This window comes from Mucilaginibacter sp. MD40, assembly GCF_002288635.1.
Lineage (GTDB): Bacteria > Bacteroidota > Bacteroidia > Sphingobacteriales > Sphingobacteriaceae > Mucilaginibacter.
Genome location: NZ_NRSW01000001.1, coordinates 2,953,930 through 2,976,299, shown reverse-complemented (window position 1 = coordinate 2,976,299; position 22,370 = coordinate 2,953,930). Strand labels below are relative to the sequence as shown.

The 22,370-nt window shown below is 40.3% G+C and carries 18 protein-coding genes; 11 read left to right on the top strand and 7 right to left on the bottom strand.

Translation table 11 applies throughout. The features are described 5' to 3' along the window. Entirely contained in the window at positions 1-879 is an 879-nt protein-coding gene (locus CKK33_RS13500; protein WP_095704609.1) for an AraC family transcriptional regulator, read from the top strand. Between the two features lie 243 nt (positions 880-1,122). Further along, positions 1,123-3,141, top strand: coding sequence for a M13 family metallopeptidase (locus CKK33_RS13495; protein ID WP_095704608.1), 2,019 nt, complete (start codon positions 1,123-1,125; stop codon positions 3,139-3,141). Here CKK33_RS13495 and CKK33_RS13490 read toward each other — a convergent pair whose 3' ends face one another. Beyond that, complete coding sequence (locus CKK33_RS13490; protein ID WP_095704607.1) at positions 3,142-3,609, bottom strand: hypothetical protein; 468 nt, start codon at positions 3,607-3,609, stop codon at positions 3,142-3,144. Between the two features lie 100 nt (positions 3,610-3,709). Between CKK33_RS13490 and CKK33_RS13485 the strand changes: the two genes are divergently transcribed. From CKK33_RS13485 to CKK33_RS13475, 3 genes are all read left to right on the top strand, one after another. After that, entirely contained in the window at positions 3,710-4,870 is a 1,161-nt protein-coding gene (locus tag CKK33_RS13485) for a M23 family metallopeptidase (RefSeq protein WP_158223439.1), read from the top strand. Between the two features lie 171 nt (positions 4,871-5,041). Further along, positions 5,042-7,222, top strand: coding sequence for an alpha-galactosidase (locus CKK33_RS13480; protein WP_095704605.1), 2,181 nt, complete (start codon positions 5,042-5,044; stop codon positions 7,220-7,222). A 589-nt stretch (positions 7,223-7,811) separates the two neighbouring features. After that, entirely contained in the window at positions 7,812-10,067 is a 2,256-nt protein-coding gene (locus CKK33_RS13475) for a SusC/RagA family TonB-linked outer membrane protein (protein WP_095704604.1), read from the top strand. 7 nt (positions 10,068-10,074) lie between these two features. On the opposite strand, the gene CKK33_RS13470 is transcribed toward CKK33_RS13475, so the two are convergent. Together CKK33_RS13470 and CKK33_RS13465 are read right to left on the bottom strand one after the other, a co-directional pair. Then, the gene (locus tag CKK33_RS13470; protein ID WP_095704603.1) at positions 10,075-11,460 is read right to left on the bottom strand and encodes an alpha-L-fucosidase; all 1,386 of its coding nucleotides are present in this window, start codon (positions 11,458-11,460) and stop codon (positions 10,075-10,077) included. A 120-nt stretch (positions 11,461-11,580) separates the two neighbouring features. Next, the gene (locus CKK33_RS13465) at positions 11,581-12,993 is read right to left on the bottom strand and encodes a phosphoglucosamine mutase (RefSeq protein ID WP_095704602.1); all 1,413 of its coding nucleotides are present in this window, start codon (positions 12,991-12,993) and stop codon (positions 11,581-11,583) included. Between the two features lie 91 nt (positions 12,994-13,084). Here CKK33_RS13465 and CKK33_RS13460 point away from each other — a divergent pair, with 91 nt between their 5' ends. From CKK33_RS13460 to CKK33_RS13445, 4 genes are all read left to right on the top strand, one after another. Then, positions 13,085-14,395: an aspartate kinase gene (locus CKK33_RS13460; RefSeq protein ID WP_095704601.1), complete on the top strand. Its 1,311-nt coding sequence runs from the start codon at positions 13,085-13,087 to the stop codon at positions 14,393-14,395. Positions 14,396-14,502: 107 nt separating this feature from the next. After that, on the top strand, positions 14,503-15,687 hold the full coding sequence (lysA, locus tag CKK33_RS13455; RefSeq protein WP_095704600.1) for a diaminopimelate decarboxylase: 1,185 nt from the start codon (positions 14,503-14,505) through the stop codon (positions 15,685-15,687). Between the two features lie 128 nt (positions 15,688-15,815). Beyond that, entirely contained in the window at positions 15,816-16,955 is a 1,140-nt protein-coding gene (locus tag CKK33_RS13450; RefSeq protein WP_095704599.1) for a GAF domain-containing protein, read from the top strand. A gap of 80 nt (positions 16,956-17,035) precedes the next feature. Then, a complete protein-coding gene (locus tag CKK33_RS13445; protein ID WP_095705855.1) occupies positions 17,036-17,230 on the top strand; it encodes a cold-shock protein in 195 nt (64 codons plus the stop codon). Positions 17,231-17,301: 71 nt separating this feature from the next. Here CKK33_RS13445 and CKK33_RS13440 read toward each other — a convergent pair whose 3' ends face one another. Beyond that, a complete protein-coding gene (locus CKK33_RS13440; RefSeq protein ID WP_143822958.1) occupies positions 17,302-17,544 on the bottom strand; it encodes a hypothetical protein in 243 nt (80 codons plus the stop codon). Between the two features lie 145 nt (positions 17,545-17,689). Between CKK33_RS13440 and CKK33_RS13435 the strand changes: the two genes are divergently transcribed. Continuing rightward, a complete protein-coding gene (locus tag CKK33_RS13435) occupies positions 17,690-18,055 on the top strand; it encodes a YtxH domain-containing protein (protein WP_233138217.1) in 366 nt (121 codons plus the stop codon). Positions 18,056-18,118: 63 nt separating this feature from the next. Here the strand turns inward: CKK33_RS13435 and CKK33_RS13430 are convergent, their stop codons facing one another. Further along, complete coding sequence (locus tag CKK33_RS13430; RefSeq protein ID WP_095704596.1) at positions 18,119-20,005, bottom strand: M1 family metallopeptidase; 1,887 nt, start codon at positions 20,003-20,005, stop codon at positions 18,119-18,121. Between the two features lie 176 nt (positions 20,006-20,181). Then, the gene (locus tag CKK33_RS13425) at positions 20,182-20,712 is read right to left on the bottom strand and encodes a DUF892 family protein (RefSeq protein WP_095704595.1); all 531 of its coding nucleotides are present in this window, start codon (positions 20,710-20,712) and stop codon (positions 20,182-20,184) included. Between the two features lie 120 nt (positions 20,713-20,832). On the opposite strand from CKK33_RS13425, the gene CKK33_RS13420 reads away from it, so the two are divergent. Beyond that, positions 20,833-21,774, top strand: a complete 942-nt coding sequence (locus tag CKK33_RS13420; protein WP_095704594.1) for a Smr/MutS family protein — start codon at positions 20,833-20,835, stop codon at positions 21,772-21,774. Positions 21,775-21,990: 216 nt separating this feature from the next. On the opposite strand, the gene CKK33_RS13415 is transcribed toward CKK33_RS13420, so the two are convergent. After that, positions 21,991-22,353, bottom strand: coding sequence for a hypothetical protein (locus tag CKK33_RS13415; RefSeq protein ID WP_198952470.1), 363 nt, complete (start codon positions 22,351-22,353; stop codon positions 21,991-21,993). Positions 22,354-22,370: the final 17 nt, after the last annotated feature.

Here is a 22,370-nt window from a genome sequence, read left to right as displayed (position 1 = left end):
TTGAAAAGAATATTAAAACATAATTTTTCTTTGCTAAATATTGACCATGTTGAATTGGACAATAGATGGAATTACAGGAATGTGATAAGCCCTTATTACAGGTTGTATTATATTGACGCCGGAGAGGGGGAGATATCAGATCTGGGAAATACATTCATATTAGAACCAGGTTATCTTTTTCTTATACCCAGTTTTACACTTTGCAACCTAAGCTGTACCAGCTATTTAAGCCAGTATTTTATTCAATTCTTTGAAGAATCATGCGATGGGGTGTCCTTATTTGCGGCTAAACGCTCAATAATAAAAGTTAAGGCAAATGAAATGGATGTTTTAAACATTGCAAGATTACTGGAGATCAACCCAGGCAGGGGTATAAACCGGTCAGATAATCCAAGCTTTTATGAAAAAGATATTTTTTACAAGGAATACAAGGAGCTAAACAACCAGCAGAATATTTCCACATTTTTCGAAACACAGGGTATCATCCTTCAACTGGTTTCCCGTTTCCTGAATAAGGAATTTTTTATAAACAAAGAATCAGGCAACATTTCAGCTAAGATACAGGATGCCATGAATTACATACAGATTAATTTGCAGGAAGAACTCAATGCGAGTATTCTTGCAAAAAGAGCAAACCATAATATCGATTATTTTTCAAGGTTATTTCATAAGCATACCGGAGAACGACCTGTAGCCTATATCGTTGCCAGAAGAATTGAACGTGCACAATACCTCATAGTAACTACCCAAATGACCTTGGCGCAAATAGCTGTTGAAACCGGTTTTAAAAGTTTGTTCTATTTTTCTAAGGTATTCAAAAAGGTTACCGGGATAAGTCCGCGAACTTATAAACGCGAAACAAAAGCAAGTGATTTTTGACATCTTCTCTAATTTAAAGAATATTAAATATTCATTAGAAATTAAAGTTAGTGTTTAAATAACACACAAAGCTGCATATATTTGCAGCTCAATACCGGTACTCTTACCGGTAAATTGTGATAAGGTTTAGGTTGGAATCCCTGACGGCGAGCGTTCAGGGATTTCTTTTTTTGATAACCTCGGAAAGCAAACCACATCTTTAAGTTAAGCCAGAATCACTATCTTTAAACCGAGACTTATATCATGAAAAAAATCATTACCCTCTGTTTTACTTCTGTATTGTTCAGTTTAGGCCATATTGCTGATGCCCAAACAAGAAAATTTGTTGATGTAGCAGGTCTTGATCCTGCTGTAAAGCCGGGTGATAATTTTTTTAGATACGTGAACGGGCGGTGGTATGATACCGTAAAGATAGCTAACGACCAGGCTGGTGTAGGTTCCTACTCTTTTTTGAACATACCGCAAAAACGCCTGTTGCAACGCATCCTGGATAGTGTTTCTCAATCGCGAAACGTAGCCGGCAGTCTTGAGCAAAAAGTTGGTGATTTTTATGTTTCAGGCATGGATATGGTCACGATCAATCGCCGTGGATATACGCCGGTTAAACCAATACTTGCAAGGATCAATGCAATCAACAGCAAGGCGTCTCTTCTTCAATTTATTACAGATGAAATGAAAGCGGGGAACCGTTCCATTATAAGCTTTGGTATCTCCCCTGATAATAAAAATAGTGCTATTAATATCGCTCATGTTTACCAGGCTGGCATAGGTTTACCAGAGAAAGGCTATTATTTTAAAACCGATTCTGCCACTTTACATGTGCAACAGGCCTATAAGAAGTACCTGGCGGAATTATTTCGTTTAACAGGTAGTAATAATGTTACCGCTTTAAAAGATGCTCAAACTGCTTACGCTATAGAAAAGCAACTGGCTAATGCAAGTAAAAGCAATATAGAACTGAGGGATGTTGATGCCAATTTTCACAAGCTCCCTGTTGCTGAGATCACCAAAACGCAACCTGCGATCGAATGGAAAATATTCCTGACTAACCTAGGTGCCAAAGCTGATTCTATAGATATGGCGCAGCCCGCTTATTACCAGGCATTAAATACTATGTTAACATCGGTAAGTATTCATGATTGGAAGGTTTATTTTAAATCAACTACACTTCAAAACTATGCTGACAAGCTTAGTCAGCCGTTTGTTAATGCCGCTTTTAATTTTAATAAAGTGTTATCAGGCGAAGACGAGCAAAAGCCACGTAAACAGATCATGACCGCTAACGTGGATAATTACCTGGGTATGGCCTTAGGGCAGTTGTATGTTAAGCGATATTTTAACGAAGACGCCAAGAAACGTGTGCTGGAACTGGTAAACAATCTTCAAAAGTCTTTTGAGAACCGAATTAATCGATTAGACTGGATGAGTGATAGCACAAAGAAAAAAGCGATAGAAAAGCTGTATAGCATTACTAAAAAGATTGGTTACCCGGATAAATGGCGCAATTATGATAAGGTAAATATTAGCAGGGAAGAATACTTCGAAAACATATTGTCGCTAAGCAGGAATGATTTTCAGTACGAACTGGCTAAGCTGAATAAGCCGGTTGATAAAACGGAATGGCAAACCACTCCCGCGACGGTTACAGCCTATTATAACCCGCCTGTGAACGAAATTGTGTTTCCTGCCGGTATTTTACAATACCCGTATTTTGATTTTGCAGCAGATGATGCCATTAACTATGGCGGCATTGGTATGGTAATAGGCCATGAAATGACACATGCTTTTGATGACCAGGGGGCGCAATATGATAAAGATGGCAACGTAAAGAACTGGTGGACAAAAGACGACTATAAAAAGTTTAAAGAGAAGACAGCGCAGTTGGCCAAATTATACAGCACATTCACGGTTTTAGATACAGTACATGTTAAGGGTTTACTTACGCTTGGCGAAAATACAGCCGACAACGGCGGTGTTGCCGTAGCCTATGATGCCTTTAAAATGACCCAGCAGGGTAAGGGTAATGAAAAAATTGATGGGTTTACTCCAGACCAGCGTTTTTTCCTGTCTATAGCACGTATTTGGCGGGTAAAAACAAGAGACGCATTTCTTCGCACATACGTAAATACTAATCCGCATTCACCGGCTATGTGGCGCGTAAATGGCCCATTAATGAATTTTGCACCGTTTTATCGTGCATTTAATATACAGCCCGGTGACAAAAATTTCAAACCTGAAAACGAACGGGTACGGATATGGTAACTATTTATGATCATCATCATCAGCCTGTGGTTGTGCCAGCCGGTAAGCAAGTGTTGCACCTACAGCAAATATGATATGTGCTGGGATACGTTGTAAATAATATTTTTTGTAGTTGATCCATGGGGGCAGAGGATGTAGTTTAAATGTGGTTTTCCATATAAGTAAACCTATTACACCGCTTACAGTGCCTAAGTATATGGCATTACGCCAATTGGCTTTTATTTTTTTAGTTTGCCATATTTCAACAAATACCGTTGCAAAAACAATCCCCATTGCACAGTGAGCCCCCCAGCCGGCAATTGTTTTTGCCCTTGAGGATAGCTGTGGTGCCAGCCTGGCTATCATGGTTTCTAAGTGATCAGGTTCTGAAAAGTTCTCTGAAAATATTTTAGACATCAGAGTGCTTCCCATAGTCATGGTTGCGGTGCCTGTTAAACCCGATAATAATGATTTATTTAATTGGTTCATCTTTATGATATAACAAACTCAATACCAATACATCAATTGCCAGTAAATATGTAACCCATTTTTTTAGTATGCGTCTAACCAATAAAAACATCATATGTACATGCGAATTCCAAAAATTACTGCATCGGCGCTAACAATTATATACTGTATTGTTATTCACATATCACCATCACTTGCCCAAAGCAAGCTAAATAGTAACAAAAAGGGTGCGGAAAAGCCTTTTTCTTTTCCAGTACAAATGGAAATGCGTGTACCGTTTACGCCAACTGCTTTTCAAAACGGCTCTAAATCATATCTTTTGTATGAATTGTATCTAACTAATTTTAGCAATTCAGACATTCATTTACAAGCTATCAAGTTGTTGAATGAGAAAATGGTTACAGCAAAAGAGGTGTCTTTATTTGACAGCGCGCAATTGGTAAACATGGTGCAAACGTTTGGAGAATCCTCTGCTTCTGCAAACAAGCTGATTATAAAGGGCGGGCAGTGCGTTATTATGTTTATGCAAGTTGCTACAGACAGGAAAAATGCATTACCTGATAAACTACTTCACAGATTAATAACACAGAACGATTCATTAGATGGTGCTGTAATAAATACACATCACACAACTTTGCAAGTACTTGTTCCACCCGTAAAAGGTACTAATTGGTTAGCGGCAGATGCCCCCAGTAATGATGCCGATAACCATCACAGGCGGGGCGTTGTTATACTCAACGGCAGGGCTACAAATTCGAGACGCTTTGCTATTGACTGGAAAAAGGTAAGGGATGGCGTTTCGTTTTCTGGCAACTCCAGAGATGTGCAAGCTTATTTATGTTACGGGGAGCCGGTTTATGCAGTTGATAATGGCAGGGTTGTAAAAGAGGTTGATGGTTTGCCGAATAATATACCCGGTCATGGTGCTCAGTTTCATCCTGCTATTCCGTTAACATTTGAGCGGCTGGCAGGTAATACCATAGTTATTGATTTGGGAAATGGCCATTATGCGCACTACATGCATTTGCAACCCGGAAGTTTGCTTGTGAAAAAAGGAGATATAGTGCATAAGGGTGATTTGTTGGCAAAAATAGGCGCTTCAGGAGACGCAAGGGAACCCCATCTTCATTTTGAAATCACCACTTCATCAAATTTACTGTTAGGTGAGGGGCTGCCCTATTTAATTGAACAATTCTGGTTACATAAACCGAACGGCGAGACGACTGAAATGCGCACGAGGGAATTACCTATAGATGAACAAATAGTTGATTTTAAAAAGTAGTATTTCTTCTGACAAGATTTCTCGCTTATTTTCCGTAATACCTTCAAAAAAATAATGGATTTATGTCACATAGACGTATATTGCTACGTGTTAGGGTGGCGATTACACTATGGATAATTAAAGTCTTAATTAATCCAGTAGCGCGATTTGTAAACCATTATAATATTTACCTTGATTAAAAATTTACGGCTGTTATTGATAGGGGGCTTGCTTACAAATTGTGCTTTTGCCCAAAAACTAACCTTGCCGGTAGAAACTGCACACAATGCGTTAGTTTTACAAGTAAGCAATAATAATGATCTTACCCAGGTTTATTTCGGAGAAAAATTAAATAATCCTTCAGAATATAAAGCTATTAGTCCGGGAGACAATAATGATTACAGTGGCGTTTACCGGTCTGCATATACATCGTCCGGGTCACGGAACTTATTAGAGCCAGCCATAAGCATTCAGCATGCGGATGGTAACCAGTCGCTTGATCTGCGATATGTTAGTTACAAGCAAGAAAAACTTTCGACAGACATTTCCCTCACTTCTGTAAAGCTTAAAGATCCTGTATACAGCATAGAAGTTACACTCTTTTATAAAGCCTATATTAAAGATGATGTGATAGAACAATGGAGTGTGATAAACCAACGCGAAAAAGGCGATATCATCTTACAGAAGTACGCATCAGCCAATCTTAATCTTAGCGCAAAATCATACTGGTTGCGCCAATATCATGGAGAGTGGGCTAAAGAAATGCGGCCGGAAGAAACGCAAATAACCCATGGTATAAAAACTTTGGACAGTAAGCTCGGTACCAGGGCAAATCTTTTTATGCCATCAGTTTTTATGGTATCGTTAGATAGGTCCTCAACAGAAGATGATGGTAAAGTGTTAATGGGGGCTTTGGAATGGAGCGGTAATTTCCGTACCGATCTTGAATTAGACCCTCAGGATCATTTGCGTATTATTTCAGGTATCAATAATTACGCTTCTGCTTATCGCTTAAAGCCCGGTATTGATTTTGTAACGCCTGCTTTTGTTTACACCTACTCAACTCATGGTAAAGGTGATGCCAGCAGGCATTTACATAGCTGGGCGCGCGATTACAAGATAATGGATGGGAAAAGGGATAGGTTAACGTTGTTGAATAACTGGGAATCAACCTATTTTGATTTTAATGAGCAAAAGCTTTTTAATATTTTAAAAGATACTAAAGAACTTGGTGTTGATCTGTTTTTGCTCGATGATGGTTGGTTTGGCAATAAATACCCCCGTAATGATGATAGGGCAGGCCTAGGCGATTGGCAGGAGAACCATAACAAGCTACCGAATGGTATAGCTTCTATTGCTCGTGAGGCAGATAAAGATGGGGTTAAATTTGGTATCTGGATAGAGCCGGAAATGGTTAATCCTAAGAGCATACTATACAACAAGCATCCCGATTGGGTTATTAAGCAACCTAAACGAGACGAGTATTACTTCAGAAATCAGTTAGTGCTCGATCTGAGTAACCCTGCTGTACAGGACTTTGTGTTTGGAGTAGTTGATTCGCTTTTTATTAAAGACCCCAAGTTAGCTTACATAAAATGGGATTGTAATTCAGTAATATTCAACGCCTACTCGGCACATTTAAAGCACGATCAGTCGCAGCTTTATGTTGATTACGTACGTGGTTTGTATAAAGTATTGCAACGTGTACGCCAAAAATACCCCAACATCCCCATGATGCTATGCTCTGGGGGAGGTGGCCGTGTTGACTATGCCGCGCTGCAATATTTTACAGAGTTTTGGCCGAGCGATAACACAGATCCTTTAGAACGGATATTTATCCAATGGGAGTATTCTTATTTCTATCCGGCTATTACCAGTTCAAACCACGTTACAGATTGGGGGCGGCAGCCATTGAAGTATAGGGTTGATGTAGCCATGATGGGAAAATTAGGCTTTGATATTGTTACCAGTAAACTTAACCCACATGATTTGCGGTTTTGCAAAGACGCGGTAAATACATATAATGCCATTAAATCAATCATATGGCATGGAGATCAGTACCGGCTTTCGGACCCACAAACAGATAACGTGGCCTCAGTGATGTATGTTGACACCTTGAAAAAAAGCGCCGTGATGTTTAATTATTTAGTTAATAATCGTTTTGATTCCGGAAGTAAGGGGCCCATATTGCTAAAAGGGCTTGATGCTACCAGGAAGTATACGATAAAAGAGATCAACCTTTACCCGGGCGCTAAAAGCAACGTAAATGCTGAAACTGTATACACAGGAGATTTCTTAATGAAAATAGGCATTAACCCCAATGTTGATGCAAGGCGAAGCAGCGTAATAATACATATAGAGCAGGCACAATAAAGATCGGCGCATCTGTTCATTAACGCTACCGATAGATATCGGGGGGTAATTTGCTATTAAACATATGAAACAACTGATTTTGTAGTGCATCGTTAACTTAATTTACTCAAACGCAAATATCATATCCGGGATGGGGCTCAAATGTTAAATACGGGCCGGCTTTTGGTAGTCTCGTTACACTATGGTATAATTGTCCATGCGAATTTCATATATCCTTAAAACTGAATTTTTATAAAGTTTAAAGTGTTTTTTAAGCTGAATAAGAGGTATAGCCGGTTTTGCAAAAAAAAATTAATCTATTGCAAATTACACGTAATAATAAGGATAGCGCAATGTATAATTTAGATAATTCTATTTTTAATATTAGTTATACCTTATATTTATATATTGTTTAAAGAGCTTAACCAATAATAACATTTCGTAACCTAAATTAATTGCCTATGTAATATACCCTTACAATATCCCGGTTGCGATCAATCTCGAATCGCTAATAGCCAATAACAATTAGTTTACACCAATTTATTTTAGCAGATACTGCTATTGGTGAACATGTATTGCAATAAATTAATCAATTAAAATAACTCACAGTATGAAATTTATTAAACACCCAAAGGGTGTAGTAAACAAATACGGGCTTTCAACCAGAAAGTCGGTATTGGTAATGAATTTGACACTTGCTTTAACCGTGCCTGTAACGCTGCAATCAGTAGCGAGTGCATTCCCGCTTACAAAAGCAACCGTTGATATTAACAAACTGGTAAACTTTGCCGCAATTAAAGGTAAAGTATTAGACGAGAATGGTGCACCGCTGCCAGGCGTTTCTGTAAGCGTTAAAGGTACCTCTGGCGGTACGGTTACCGATGCAAGTGGTAACTTCTCAGTAAATGCTCCTGATAATGCAACACTTGTATTTTCATTTATAGGCTACCAAACTCAGGAAGTAGCTGTTGCCGGCAGGACAACTATTAACATCAAAATGCTGCCAGCAGCAAAAGGTTTAAATGAGGTTGTAGTAACAGCGCTTGGTATTACTAAGGAGCAGAAAAAATTGGGTTACTCAGTATCAACCGTAAATGGTGATGCACTTAATAAAGCAAAAGAAACTAATGTTGTATTATCATTACAAGGCCGTGTAGCGGGTTTAAGTGTTGGTGCATCAAATGGTGGCCCTGGTTCTTCTGCACGCGTTTTGTTACGCGGTTTAACCAGCTTTACAGCCGGTGGCCCTTTATACGTAATAAATGGAGTACCTATGGATAATACGCAAAGAGGTGCTTCAGGTGAGTGGGGTGGTGCTGATTACGGTGATGGTATCTCAAACATCAACCCTGATGATATCGAATCAATGACTGTATTGAAGGGGCAATCTGCATCTGCGTTGTACGGTACCCGTGCTGCGAACGGTGTAATTTTGATTACCACAAAATCCGGTAAAAAGAATTCGGCTTTTGGTGTGGAATTCAACACCAATATTCAATTTGACAAACCTGTAGATAATACCGATTTTCAACAAGTATATGGCCAGGGTATATTAAATGCCGCCGGTGTAGCTGCAAAGCCAACTTCACTTAATGAAGCACGTAATTCAGGCAGCTTAGCATGGGGTACAAAAATGGATGGTAGTATGGTACCGCAAATAGACGGTAAAGACCACCCTTATTCTCCCGTTAGCAATTATATCGATTTTTACCGTACAGCTCCTTCTTTTACAAACACTGCTATTTTCTCAGGTGGCGGTAAAGAAAGTGCATTCAGGTTATCTTTGTCAGATCTTCGTGCCAATTCTATGGTACCTAACAGCTATCTGGACAGGAAAACGTTTAACTTTAACGGAAGCCAACAGGTAACTCCAAAATTAAATGTTAACGTTGTAGCCAACTACGTTTTAGAAAATTCTAAAAACAGAGCTGGCTTAAGTGATGGTCCGGGCAACCCTAATAACGTTCAGTTTTTAGCGCCTAACCAGGATCAGGCTACTTTGGCTCCAGGCGTAACTCCGGATGGTAAAGAATTAACCTTTACCGATGACAGCTATGTAACCAACCCATACTTTGCTGCATATAATTTTCAAAAAAATACGCAAAGAAATAGGTTAATATCTGCATTGTCAGCTAAATATGACTTCACAAATTGGCTTTATTTACAAGGCCGTGTAGGTTACGACGTTAGCAATGACAAAAGGGTAGATATTGAACCTACAGGTACAGGTTACCGCGGGGATAATGGAACCATGAGACAGGCCAATGCACAAATAACAGAGTTTAACACTGACGTTTTGTTAAATGCCAAACATAGCCTGGTTAAAGACCTGTTAAATGTTGATTTCAGCCTTGGTGGTAACATCCGTAAATCAAACGCTGACGGAACATTTATTGAAGGGCAGGGTGGTTTCATCATACCTTACTTCTATAGCCTTACAAACTTCGGTTCACGTAACTCAGGCCCAAATACTGATATAATTACTAGTAAGCAAGTTAATTCAGCTTACTATTCCGCAGACTTTTCTATTAAAGACTATTTAGTAATTAGTACAACTGGTCGTTATGATTATTACAGTAGCATTGCTAAATCGGTAGGTCCCGGTATATTCTCACCTTCTGTTTCAGGTAGTTTCTTATTCTCTGAGTTGCATAAAATGGATGGTGTTGACCTGGGTAAAGTGCGTTTATCATTCGCACAAACCAGTGCCGATGCTCCTGCTTACGCAAATAGCGTTTATTACAATTTAAATAATTCCATCAACGGTGTTCCAACTGCAGGTTTTAGCAGCCAGTTACCAAATCTTTTCTTAAAGCCGTACACCTTAAAAGAGGTTGAGGCAAACGGGTATATTAAAATGCTTTAAAGTACTATCATTTACCCTTCTCATTATAAATACCTACTTCCGTAAGGGATGCCGGGGCGTTAGCCTCGTCAATAACCACGCGCACCTTATTGCCCAAGGTTGTTGCAAAACGGTGAATTTTTACGCGTTTAGCAGTATTGCCTTTTAACAGTGTTTTCCAGGTTCCGTTCTGTAAATATTCTACATGATAGGCGGTAATATTGGCTTTAGGCTCAGTGATGGCAATGGTATTAAATTCAGTATCGCGTCCAAAATCTACTTCCCACCAGGGTGTTTTTACCTCGGCGTTTGATGTCCATGACGTAGTAAAATCATCATCATTAGCAAAATCCATGATATTCATATCGTCGCTCCAACTGCTGTTTGTTGGTTTGCGTTTAGCCAGGTTAGTTGATATGATGGGTTTGCCGGTAGGCGCAAAATTTACGGCCGGGTAATCATTTTTCCATTGTTTGCCGATTTCTTTGAGCGCGGCAAGCGCATTGTCGTCAAACAAACCATCGCGGTTAGGGGCAACATTTAAAATAAAATTACAGCCGGCTTTGTTAAGGGTAGTTAGTTCGTTAACCATTTTGGCCGCGTCTTTTACCGGCGTTGTTGGAAAATCTGTTTTCCAGAACCAGCTTTGTTGTAGGGGCAGGCACGCAAGAGACGGCATTACGTTGGTTTCTTTGGCAAGGCGCTGCCCGGCTCCCATTTCATAAGTTTTAATATCGGTATAAAACAATCCCTCAGCCGGGTATTTGGCACCGTTGAGATCCATCAGAACACAATCAGGCTGTAATGATTTTACCAGGCGGTAAACATCTTCAAAAGGGATATCGTCATAGCTAATGCGCGACCATGGCGCATCCCAGCCATCAATAATTAAAGCCTCAATTTTACCATAATGCGTAAGAAGTTCCGTTAGCTGGGCCTTTACCATTTCAAAATGTTTGGGCGTAATGCTGTTGGGCCTAAGCTGATGATGCGTGTCCAATATGGAGTAATATAACATCACTTTGAGTCCGTTTTTCCTGAAAGCTTCTACATACTCCTTTACCACATCGCGCTTAAGCGGGCTATTCATTACGTTGTAATCGGTAGTTTTGGTATCCCATATGCAAAAGCCGCTATGGTGTTTGGTAGTGAGGCAACCATATACCATATTGGCGCTTTTAGCTGCTTTCGCCCATTGGTCTGCGTTAAGTTTTTTAGGGTTAAAGGCGATTGCCGGTGCGTTAGGGTCGGGCCAGTCGGCATTCATGTAAGTAGGCATGTTAAAATGGATAAACATACCGAACTTTAGGTCTACAAATTTTTGTTGTAATTCCGCGAGATGAGTGTTATTCTGTGCCTGCGCCATGGTAAATGCCGCAATAAAAAGTAATATAGTAGCTAACGGTTTTTTCATGAGTGGGAGCGATGATAAGCTCCCAAAATAATTATTTTTTTTAAATGTGCCCCGCTTAAATGCCAAAAGACCTGCCGAAGCAAGCCTTTTGATATAAGATATTCGTATCTAAATAAAGTATTACTTAAGTAATTCAGCTTTTACGGTATCTAATATTTTAAACGACTCGGCTGTTGTAGGTGCTTCTGCGTAAACGCGCAATACAGGCTCTGTACCTGATGGGCGTACCATTACCCAGCTATCATCGCCAAAGAAGAATTTAAATCCATCAAGGTCTTCTGTACGCTCCACTTTAAGATTGCCAAACGAAGTATATTGGCCGCCTTTACAAGCGCTGATAATGGCTTGTTTCTTTTCTTCGGTAACATGCAGGTCATAACGCTCAACCGCGAACTGGCCAACCACATCATATATCTCCTGTACCAGTTCTTTAAGGGTGCGGCCGCTTTTTGCCATAAACTCCCAAATCATCAAACCTATCCAAACACCGTCGCGCTCAGGTATATGCCCGTTAACCGCTATACCGCCTGATTCTTCGCCGCCTACCATAAATGGTTTGCCGGAGTTAACAATAAGGTCGCAAATATATTTAAAGCCAATTTTGGTAACGGTATTGTTTAAGCCATAAGCATCGCAAAGTTTCTGTATTTTGCTGGTGCAGGAGAAAGTTGAATAAACTTCGCCACGCTCGCCTTTTACCTTATACATGTAATGGATAAGCAGTAAAAGAATATGGTGCGAATCAACAAAGTTGCCGTCAGCATCATACAAACCAATACGATCGGCATCACCATCGGTAACCAAGCCCGATGCGATCTCGCCTTCAGAAAGTTTGATCAGTTGCTCAAACTCCTGCAGGTTACGCTGGATAGGCTCAGGAGCCTGTCCGTCAAAACCGGGGTTATAATCGGCATGCAGGAAAGTAATATCCGGGAACAGTCGGCGCATTACGTTCTGGCCCGCGCCATACATGGCATCGTAAGCCCATTGTAAACCACTATCGCGTATGGCAGGTATGTCAAAGCTTTTTTCAGCATGTTCTACATACATATCTTCCAGGTTGATGTACTCAACCAAACCCTCAGTAACATAATCAGCTACAGTTTTCAACTGCAGGTCTAAGGTATCGGGTATTTGTTTTTCAACCTTTTCAATATCATCAGGAGTAGCAGGGCCGCCATAATAAGCCTTAATTTTGTAGCCATTGTAAGCAGGCGGGTTATGGCTTGCCGTAATAATAATACCTGCTGATGATTGGGTACGCACAGTTCCCAATGAGATCATGGGTGTAGAAACAAATAAGTTCTCGGCACGGTGAACTTTTATGCCTTGTGATGCCAGCACGCAGGTAGTAGCATCAGCAAACATCGGCCCGGCAAAACGTGGGTCGCAGCCTACCAGCGCGGATGGGTTTTCAAAATTGTCTTTAAGCCACAGTGCGGTAGCGTAAGCTACACGTTTAACGTTTTCAAGGGTCAAGTCATCAGCAATGATAGCTCTCCAGCCATCCGTTCCGAATTTTATTTTAATCATTTTAAGAAGATAAGTGGTTTAAAATCCTATTTTTAGCGCCTAAAATATTGATACAAGAATATCAATCATTTGTGGTAAACGGAAATAAAGAATGAAAGTTTTAAAATTTGGCGGAACATCGGTCGGCAGTCCCGCCCGTATGAAAAAGCTGCTGGATATCATTAACCCTCAGGAGCGGCAGATCGTAGTGCTTTCGGCAATGTCAGGCACTACCAATAATTTGGTTGAAATTGGACAGGCATACCTTGCCGGCGATAAAGCAAAAGCCGCCAACCTAATTCAGATTCTTAAAGAAAAGTACGAAGGGATTATAAAGGAACTTTACAGTAAAGATGAATTTTATGAGCAGGCCAAAGGGGTAATAGATCATCATTTCGGGCTTTTAAGCAGCCTGGCGAATGATCTTTTTACAACCATTGAAGATAAAATCATCCTGGCGCAGGGCGAATTGCTATCAACCACTTTATATCATATATATCTGAAAGAAATCGGAGTGCCTTCGGTTTTATTACCGGCACTTGATTTTATGAAGACTGATGAGGATAGCGAGCCTGTTGTAGATTATATCACCTCGCACTTAACGCCAAGGCTTGATAAGCATCCGGAGGTTAACCTGTTTATTACACAAGGCTTTATCTGCCGTAACTCCTTTGGCGAGATTGATAACCTGCGCCGTGGCGGCAGCGACTACACAGCCTCACTGATAGGCGCAGGCATCCGCAGCGAAGAAGTGCAGATATGGACCGATATAGACGGTATGCACAATAACGACCCGCGTATTGTTAGCAATACCAAACCAATTGCCCAGCTTTCTTTCGATGAGGCGGCAGAACTGGCTTATTTCGGCGCAAAAATATTACACCCACAAAGTGTGTTCCCGGCACAGAAATATAAGATCCCGGTTCGGTTACTGAATACCATGGATCCGCAGGCAGCCGGTACATTAATTACCAATACCAGCGAAAAGGATAAAATTAAATCTATTGCTGCTAAAGACGATATTACCGCTATTAAAATACATAGCAGCCGTATGTTGCTTGCACACGGGTTTTTACGCAGGGTATTTGAGGTGTTTGAAAGATACCGCACGTCTATAGATATGATCACCACTTCGGAGGTAGCTGTATCGCTTACCATTGATGATACTACTTATCTGGGCGAGATCACTAAAGAGCTTGCGGCGTTTGGTACAGTTGAGGTAGATGTTAACCATACCATTATATGTGTTGTAGGTGACTTTGCCGCTGAGAAAAATGGTTATGCAGCCAGGGTGCTGGATGCTATAAAACATGTACCTGTACGCATGATATCTTACGGAGGCAGCGATCATAACCTTTCCCTGCTTGTAAAAACCGAGGAAAAAACGGAAGTTCTGAGAAGCTTGCATAGCAGGTTGTTTTAAACTTTATTATAGCACATAATATTAGGGCGTTATTGCGAGGGACGAAGCATTGACGTGATAGAAAAGGTCGGTTTTTAACTTTGACTTTTTAATTTTGACTTACAAACATGTTCACTAACAATACCATACAAGGTTTCGCCAACGTTGAAACCCCTTTTTACTACTATGACCTTAGCGTATTGAAAAATACGCTTGATGCCTGTCGCGATGCCTCATCAAAATACGGGTTTCATGTGCATTACGCTATGAAGGCCAACTTTAACCCCAAGGTTATTGATATGGTGCAATCCTACGGTTTTGGTGCCGATTGTGTAAGTGGCAATGAGGTGAAGGCCGCTATTAACCATGGCTTTAGTAAAAACAAGGTGGTATTTGCAGGTGTAGGTAAGTCTGACAAGGAAATAAATGAAGCACTGGACGCTGATATTTTTTGCTTTAACGTAGAATCGGTACAGGAACTGGAAATTATTAATGAACTGGCCGCCGCTAAGGGTAAGGTAGCAGGGGTAGCCATCCGCATCAATCCTAATGTTGATGCGCATACTCATCACTTTATTACTACCGGGCTTGATGAAAATAAATTTGGCATAAATACCTGGCAGCTTAATGATGTAGCGGATACCTTACGCAAGTTAAGCCATATTAATTTTTTAGGTATTCATTTCCATGTAGGTTCTCAAATAACCGATATGGAAGTTTTCCGGAACCTTTGCAACCGCATTAATGAAATACAGGACTGGTTCGAAGGCAGGGGCTTTAATGTTAAAATTTTAAATGCGGGCGGAGGCTTAGGTGTCGATTATTATCACCCTGATACCAATGTGCCTGATTTTGAAAGCTATTTCAAAGTATTTAGCCAGTTTTTAAACGTAAAACCAGGACAGGAAGTACATTTTGAGCTTGGAAGGGCATTGGTTGCACAATCGGCTTCGCTTATCGCGAGAGTGCTGTATGTGAAGAATGGCCAAAAGAAAAACTTCTTGATACTGGACGCGGGTATGACGGAACTAATGCGGCCCATGTTGTACCAGGCTTATCATGCTATTGAAAATTTAAGTCAAAGGTCTGAAAAGCATTCACAACCCAACCCTAACCATTCACTGGTAAAATATGATGTAGTGGGCCCTATATGTGAAAGTACCGACTGTTTCCGCAAAGATGTTGAACTGCCTCAATCTTTCCGAGGCGATTTAATTGCTATACGTACTGCAGGGGCATACGGTGAGGTAATGGCTTCAAACTATAACCTTCGCGATAAAGTTCAGAGCGTTTACGCTGATAGCAGTATTTAGCCTGCCAGCAACAATTTATTTACATTCTGAAAACCTTTAAGAATGTTTAAACATCATTTTGAAACAAAAGGTGAATTGTGGTGTATTATTGAAAAAATATTTGCAATAATCCCCAGTACCTACGCCAAATGAATCAAAATGAGCAGCAACGGCTCACAATAGTGAACAGGTTTAAACAGCTTGACGCAGGTACAACCGCCGATCTTAACGATCTTACTGCACTTGTAGCCGAAATTTGTGATACTCCGATAGCATTGGTTACCCTGGTTGACGACAAGATGCAATGGTTTAAAGCATCAGTTGGAACCGAACTTAACTGTACGACTAAAGAAGTCTCCTTTTGTAAAAAAACCATTCTCCAGGATAGCCTTTATATTGTACCCGATACGCTACAGGATGAGGTTTATAAAAATAATGCTTTAGTTACGGACGACCCACATGTGCGCTTTTACGCCGGGGCTACGCTCATCAGTAAGGAAGGGTACGCCATAGGCAGCCTTTGCGTGATTGATAAAAGGCCGCGCGAACTCTCCGAGCATCAGAAAAAAAGTTTACTCATAATGGCCAAACAAGTAGTTCATATAATGGAATTGAACTGGAGCTTGAAAACTTTGGAGGAAAAACATCATATTGAGCAGGAGCAAAGCCTTGCCATTATTGAGTCGGAACTTAAATTAAAGGCCATCTTTGATAGTTCAACCGATATGCATTTCCTGGTGAACAGCAGTTATAATGTAATTGCTTTTAACAGATCTGCGGCGGTGTTTATCAAAGACAATTACAAGCATGAGCTTACCTGTCAGGATGATATATTACTATACACAGACCCTGGAATACTCAGTCAATTTAAAAAGTGTTTTAAATTGGCCCTTGCTGGAAGGAGTATAAAACGGGAGTGGATGTTGATGAGTGGCACACCTAATGCTTGCTGGAAACTAACCACTTTTATACCGGTGAAGAATAGCGGTGGTGATATTATGGGTGTAGCTTTAAGCTCAACAGATATTACCAGGCATAAACGCCAGGAAGCATACATTAATGCCCAGAATGAGGCCCTGCGCCGCATAGCCTTGATACAATCACATGAGCTGCGCCGCCCGGTGGCTTCTCTTTTAGGTATCATGGATCTTATTAAAATGGAAAATGTACATTTTAATTATTTCGATATCATGGAAACCACTGTTAACGAACTTGATGAAAAGATACGGAGTATAGTAAAAGATTCTGAAGATACGCTTGATAATAGGCATTTGGCAGTTGTTGCTTAAGCTGCCTGCGCTGTTTTTATATTAATATGACAGCAATGCCGATTATTATACATACCTTGCGCACTTTAATAAATATTATAATGCAAAAACAAGGAACAGTTAAATTTTTCAATGAAACAAAAGGTTTTGGTTTCATCGTACCAGCTGATGGTAGCCAGGACATATTTGTTCATTCAACAGGCCTTATTGACGAAATCCGTGAGAACGACAAAGTTGAATACGAAGTTGAGAACGGAAGAAAAGGCTTAAATGCAGTAAACGTAAAAGTAGTTTAATATATCTATATAACTAAGATTACAAATTGTATGGACATCCACCCCAAAAGGTGGATGTTCTGTTTTTATACCTATCTGTTACCGCTCATCCAAAACGCTACCGCCGCTATGGCTATAATAGCGAAAGTGATCAGGATCAGCGCGTCGAGCACCCATCTCAATAAGCGGTAACCCGGGCTTTCCCATCTGTTAAAATAAGGAAGCAGTTTATATTTTAAAAAAATTAAAAAAGCTGCTGTTATAAACACCATCAGGAAAAACATCTTCCTGAAATGTATGTCCTGCATCAAATTTAATACATTGGTCCACGTCATTGTTTAGTTAACAAGGCGGCTATTTTTTTGTGTGGGCACATTTACAAGCAAGAGTTGTGATACGCCTGCTAATTAACAAAAAGATAAATAGTACGGTATGGTATTTGTAAGACAAGGACATATTCATCTACAAAAAGTAACAAATATGAAAGATCAAGCAAAAGTTATAGCAGCGCTTTTAATAGGTGCTGCAGCGGGTGCCGCTTTAGGTTTATTATTGGCCCCTGAAAAAGGCGAGGATTTACGCGGCGATATTGCTGATTATGTAAATGACCTTGTAAATAAAGCTAAGGACAAAGCTCAAAACACAGTTGAGAACGTAAAAGATTACAGCAGCAATGTTGTTGATTCTGTAAAATCAAAAATCAATGGCGCTGTAGACCACGCACGTGATGCTTACGATGATGCAAAAGATAAAGCTAAAGATTATGCTGAAAATGGCGCAAATGAAGCTAAATCACGAGTGAAAAGCACAGCTAATGACTGGAATAATTCTATCCAGAACAGTTGAAAATATAATTGATTAAAACAAAAAAACCAGCCTGCAGGCTGGTTTTTTTTGTTTAGTAAATATTTATTTTTTTACCAGCCAGGTGTTGTCTCCAGGTGTAGCATCCATAAATATACCATTATCTAAGGTGATGGACTTAAGGCTTTTGCCTCTGACGTTTACAAATGTTACTAAGGCTTCTTTCTGATTTTTTTCCCAGATGGATGGTGTTTGATGTATAGTTTTTTTAGTACCGTCGGTATATTCAGCAACCACATCAAACGGAATGGCAAAACCACCCATATTGGCAATAGTTAGGGTATAGCCATCTTTACCTGTCACTACATTTTTTATAGCCAGATCATCATAACCATTAGTAAAGAACCAGTTATTAAAGAACCACGTAAGGTTTTTGCCTGATACATTGCTCATGGAGTTAAAATAATCCCACGGGATAGGATGTTTGCCGTGCCAGCGGTCCATGTAACCATGTAAAGCTTTTTTAAATAGTTCGTCACCCAACATATCTTTAAGCGCTAAGTAGCTTAATGATGGCTTTCCATAAGCGTTGTTACCATAGCCGGTGGTAAGTTCGCTGGTTTGCGTAATGGTAGGAATATCCTGATTGCTTGACCGGTTATTGATCCAGCCGTTAATACGGAATTGTTTATAAAAAGCATCGGCTTTTTCTTTACCCTTTTCGGCAGTACCTATCAAATATTCAAGCGTGGTTGCCCAACCTTCGTCCATAAAGGCATAACGGGTTTCATTTATACCCATGTAAAACGGGAACCAGGTATGTGCTATTTCATGGTCTTGTACCAGTTGTGCAAAACCAGGGTCGCCCATTTGGCTATCATTTACCATCATAGGATATTCCATGTCTGCAAACCCCTGGAATGCGGTCATTTTGGGGAAGGGGTAAGGCACTCCCGGCCAGTTGGTACTAAACCAACTTAAGGCGTTGCGGCCAAATTGTACCGATTGCTTAAAATCTGTACCCTGTACAGAGTATGCTGCCTGCATGCTTGCCCTTCTGCCTGTATTTCTATCAACCACCACACTGCCTGCATCCCAAATGTAATGGTTGCTGATGCCAACAGCTACATCGCTGATGTTACTGGCTGTCCACTTCCAGGTGTTGGTGGCATTTTGTGCGGTCACTTTTCCCGCTGCCATTTCATCGGCAGTAGCCACATGGATGGTACTGTCACTTGAGAATGATTTCTGTAATCGATCGTTAATCTCTTTCTGTAATACCTTTGGAGCGTTTTGTAAAGTACCGGTAGCCCAAACCACATAGTTTTTAGGGACAGTCACATTCAGAGTGTAATCATTAAAATCGTTGTAAAACTCTTGCGCGTCTATAAATTCAATCCTGTCCCAGCCATTGTAATCATCATACACCGAAACACGAGGGTAAAAATAAGCCAGGTAGAAACTGGTAGAATCAATCATACCTTCGCGGCCGCTTTGTTTAGAAACATCAAAATGCCAGGTGATGTTAAGCTGCACAGAATCATGCGGCATTAAGGGCTTGGGTAGTGATACCATTTGGTTGGTTGAGCCCATGGTGGCATTATTCCACTGACGAGTTTGCCCGGAAATTTTAAAATCATCAATCTGCACACCCTTTGTAAGGTAGTCAGGGCTGGTTGCACCCATCCTTGCAGCACCTGGGCGGTGCACATTAAGGATAAGTTTCATATTCAGCCTTTTTAAGGTATCAGGGCTGTTATTGTAATAGGTAATGGTTTCAACCCCTTTTACCAGTGACTCCGGAGGGGCTGTTGTGATAGAGATATCATACCTTGAATGGTTTTGCCAGTATTTAGGGCCGGGCTTACCATCCATACTCCGTGTGCCGTTGGCATAAGCCCTTTTTATATCGCGTGGCATATACAGGGTTTGCGCCTGCAACTGTGAGAGCGTTGCGCTTAAAATTGCAGCAACAATTAATTTTTTAAACATTTTATGGGTGATTTGATAAGTACAACTGAGATAAATTAAAAATATACAGAATGATTGCTTTATAGTTTAAGTAAACAAATTGTTACATAACTTACTTGTAAGTTGCGTTGCAATTCTTTTCCTTTGTGATAAGTTATTTTAGTAGGGGTATTAAATAACTATACAAAGCCGGTACTTTATGTCCGGCTTTGTTTTTTTAATATCTCCTGATCTTTTGTTATATATTCTTTAGCAATCAGTACAAATAACTGGTCATTATCTGTAGATTCGTCAAGGTTTTCAGTCAGCAATTGGGTTACATCGTTATACTGTAAAAGTTTAGACAGCATAATTAGCATACGGTAGGAGGTAAGGTTAATATGCTCGAGTATTTGTACGTAAAGCATAATATCCAGATCGTTTAATACTGGCAGGTCCTGGTTTGTATCAATGCAAAACTCGTCTTTAACAATATTGCGTATAGGGTTACAGCTTTCCGGGGCAGGCTTTTCTTTAACAAGAGCGTAAATTTCTTCCATGCGCTGTATTTGCTTTTTTACATCAGTTGTAAATTCATCAAGCGCTAATTGCAGCCCTTTGAACGAGGCTGATTCTTCAAGGTGTTGCGCATGGTCGCGTAAAAAGCATTTACCATTATAGATGCGGTTAAGATGATGCATAAATATCCTTTTAAGGAAATTAACATCTTTATCAGGGGTAAAAGTCATTGAATAGGTATCTGAAATTATGTACAACAAATTTATTAAATAGTAGCATAACTGGTCAACCCAAATGCATCTTTAAAATAATAACATTAAACAGGCACAATTGCTGCTTATACTTGCATTATGAAATATAAGTTAGGCGATTTTGTACGGTTTGTTGACGAAAAGATGGAAGGTTACGTAACACGAATTATAGACGACCAGATGATTGGTGTTACCGGCGACGATGATTTTGAAATACCTGTGCTGGCTAATAAAGTAACCTTTGTGCATGGCAGAGGAGAGGAGAGCCATGACGAGGAAGCACCGCAGATAAAAATACCTGAAGGCGAATTTAAGACAACGGGTGTACACATTGCCGTAATACCAGATGTTAATGCTAACAGCCTGGTACATTTTTACCTGGTGAACGAAACATCATACCAGTTACTCACTGCTTTACAAACTAAACAGCAAAAGCAGCAAAAAGGAGAATATGCGGGAATTATTGAACCACAAGCCGTTGCTAAAATATACTCAGCCAAATTATCTGACCTGCAGTTGTGGCCTTCATTTGTTTTTCAAATAGTGTTTTATACTAAACAGGCCCAACCTGTTAAAGAACCGCTGCAATATAGTGAGCAGTTTAAAGCAAAAGATTTTGCGGGCGCAAAAAAGACAGTACCCTATATAAAACAGCAGGGTTGGATGATACAACTGGATGAACCGGAAGTAATTATAGACCCTGTGCAATTAAAGGAAAGCTTTTTTAAGCCGGCGCAGGAAAAGCAGGAAATACAAAAACCGGCCACCGAAATAGACCTGCATATAGAGCAATTACGAGAGGATTACCATTTCCTGGGTAGTAGCGAAATACTCGCTATACAAATTGGCCACTTCAATAAAACGCTTGAGGCGGCAATAGTACACCAAGTGCATGAGATCACCTTTATACATGGTACCGGTAATGGCATATTACGGCATGAGTTGCATAAGTTATTAGCCAAAAATCAAAAGGTGAAAACTTTTATGGATGCGCAGAAGGAAAAGTTTGGTTATGGTGCTACCAAGGTATTTATGAAGTAATTTTTAAATAATAAAAATTGAAATTTTTTCTCTTTTGGCATGGTGTATGTTATTCTATAGTTAATTATATAAACCATTAATAACATACGCTATGAAAAAGATGAGTGTGATAATAGCGACGGCAGTAGCCGCGTTTGGATTAAATTATGCTGTGGCCCATAACCACACCAACAATAATATTAACAAGGCCGCCTTTGGAAATGAGCTGACCACGAATCAGGATACAGTTCCTAAAAGAACTAAGGGCCGTACCACAACACCGGGTACACCAACCAGGCCAATAGTGCCAAACACTCCGGGTAACCCAACAATGCCTGGTACACCTACTACTCCTAACACACCAACAAACCCTACTAACTCCTCGTATCCAACAACGCCAACAAATCCCGGAAGTCCAACTACACCGGCTCCTGTGCCCGCCACGCCAACTATGCCGGCACCAACCAGCCCGGGCGTACCAAGCACAACACCAGGAACTACACCGGCTACTCCAACACCAATGCCGTCAACATCACCTACAGCGCCTTCAACTACACCTGTTGGCGCACCAACAGTACCGCGCACCGGTATGTAAATCATTAATTCTATTATATAGC

Coding starts and splice junctions, on each gene's coding strand:
- CKK33_RS13450 (WP_095704599.1), top strand. CDS start 15,816: ATGAATCAAAATGAGCAGCAACGGCTCACAATAGTGAACAGGTTTAAA.
- CKK33_RS13435 (WP_233138217.1), top strand. CDS start 17,690: ATGAAAGATCAAGCAAAAGTTATAGCAGCGCTTTTAATAGGTGCTGCA.
- CKK33_RS13475 (WP_095704604.1), top strand. CDS start 7,812: ATGAAATTTATTAAACACCCAAAGGGTGTAGTAAACAAATACGGGCTT.
- CKK33_RS13415 (WP_198952470.1), bottom strand. CDS start 22,353: ATGATTTACATACCGGTGCGCGGTACTGTTGGTGCGCCAACAGGTGTA.
- CKK33_RS13420 (WP_095704594.1), top strand. CDS start 20,833: ATGAAATATAAGTTAGGCGATTTTGTACGGTTTGTTGACGAAAAGATG.
- CKK33_RS13485 (WP_158223439.1), top strand. CDS start 3,710: ATGCGAATTCCAAAAATTACTGCATCGGCGCTAACAATTATATACTGT.
- CKK33_RS13430 (WP_095704596.1), bottom strand. CDS start 20,005: ATGTTTAAAAAATTAATTGTTGCTGCAATTTTAAGCGCAACGCTCTCA.
- CKK33_RS13465 (WP_095704602.1), bottom strand. CDS start 12,993: ATGATTAAAATAAAATTCGGAACGGATGGCTGGAGAGCTATCATTGCT.
- CKK33_RS13425 (WP_095704595.1), bottom strand. CDS start 20,712: ATGACTTTTACCCCTGATAAAGATGTTAATTTCCTTAAAAGGATATTT.
- CKK33_RS13490 (WP_095704607.1), bottom strand. CDS start 3,609: ATGAACCAATTAAATAAATCATTATTATCGGGTTTAACAGGCACCGCA.
- CKK33_RS13445 (WP_095705855.1), top strand. CDS start 17,036: ATGCAAAAACAAGGAACAGTTAAATTTTTCAATGAAACAAAAGGTTTT.
- CKK33_RS13460 (WP_095704601.1), top strand. CDS start 13,085: ATGAAAGTTTTAAAATTTGGCGGAACATCGGTCGGCAGTCCCGCCCGT.
- lysA (WP_095704600.1), top strand. CDS start 14,503: ATGTTCACTAACAATACCATACAAGGTTTCGCCAACGTTGAAACCCCT.
- CKK33_RS13440 (WP_143822958.1), bottom strand. CDS start 17,544: ATGACGTGGACCAATGTATTAAATTTGATGCAGGACATACATTTCAGG.
- CKK33_RS13495 (WP_095704608.1), top strand. CDS start 1,123: ATGAAAAAAATCATTACCCTCTGTTTTACTTCTGTATTGTTCAGTTTA.
- CKK33_RS13470 (WP_095704603.1), bottom strand. CDS start 11,460: ATGAAAAAACCGTTAGCTACTATATTACTTTTTATTGCGGCATTTACC.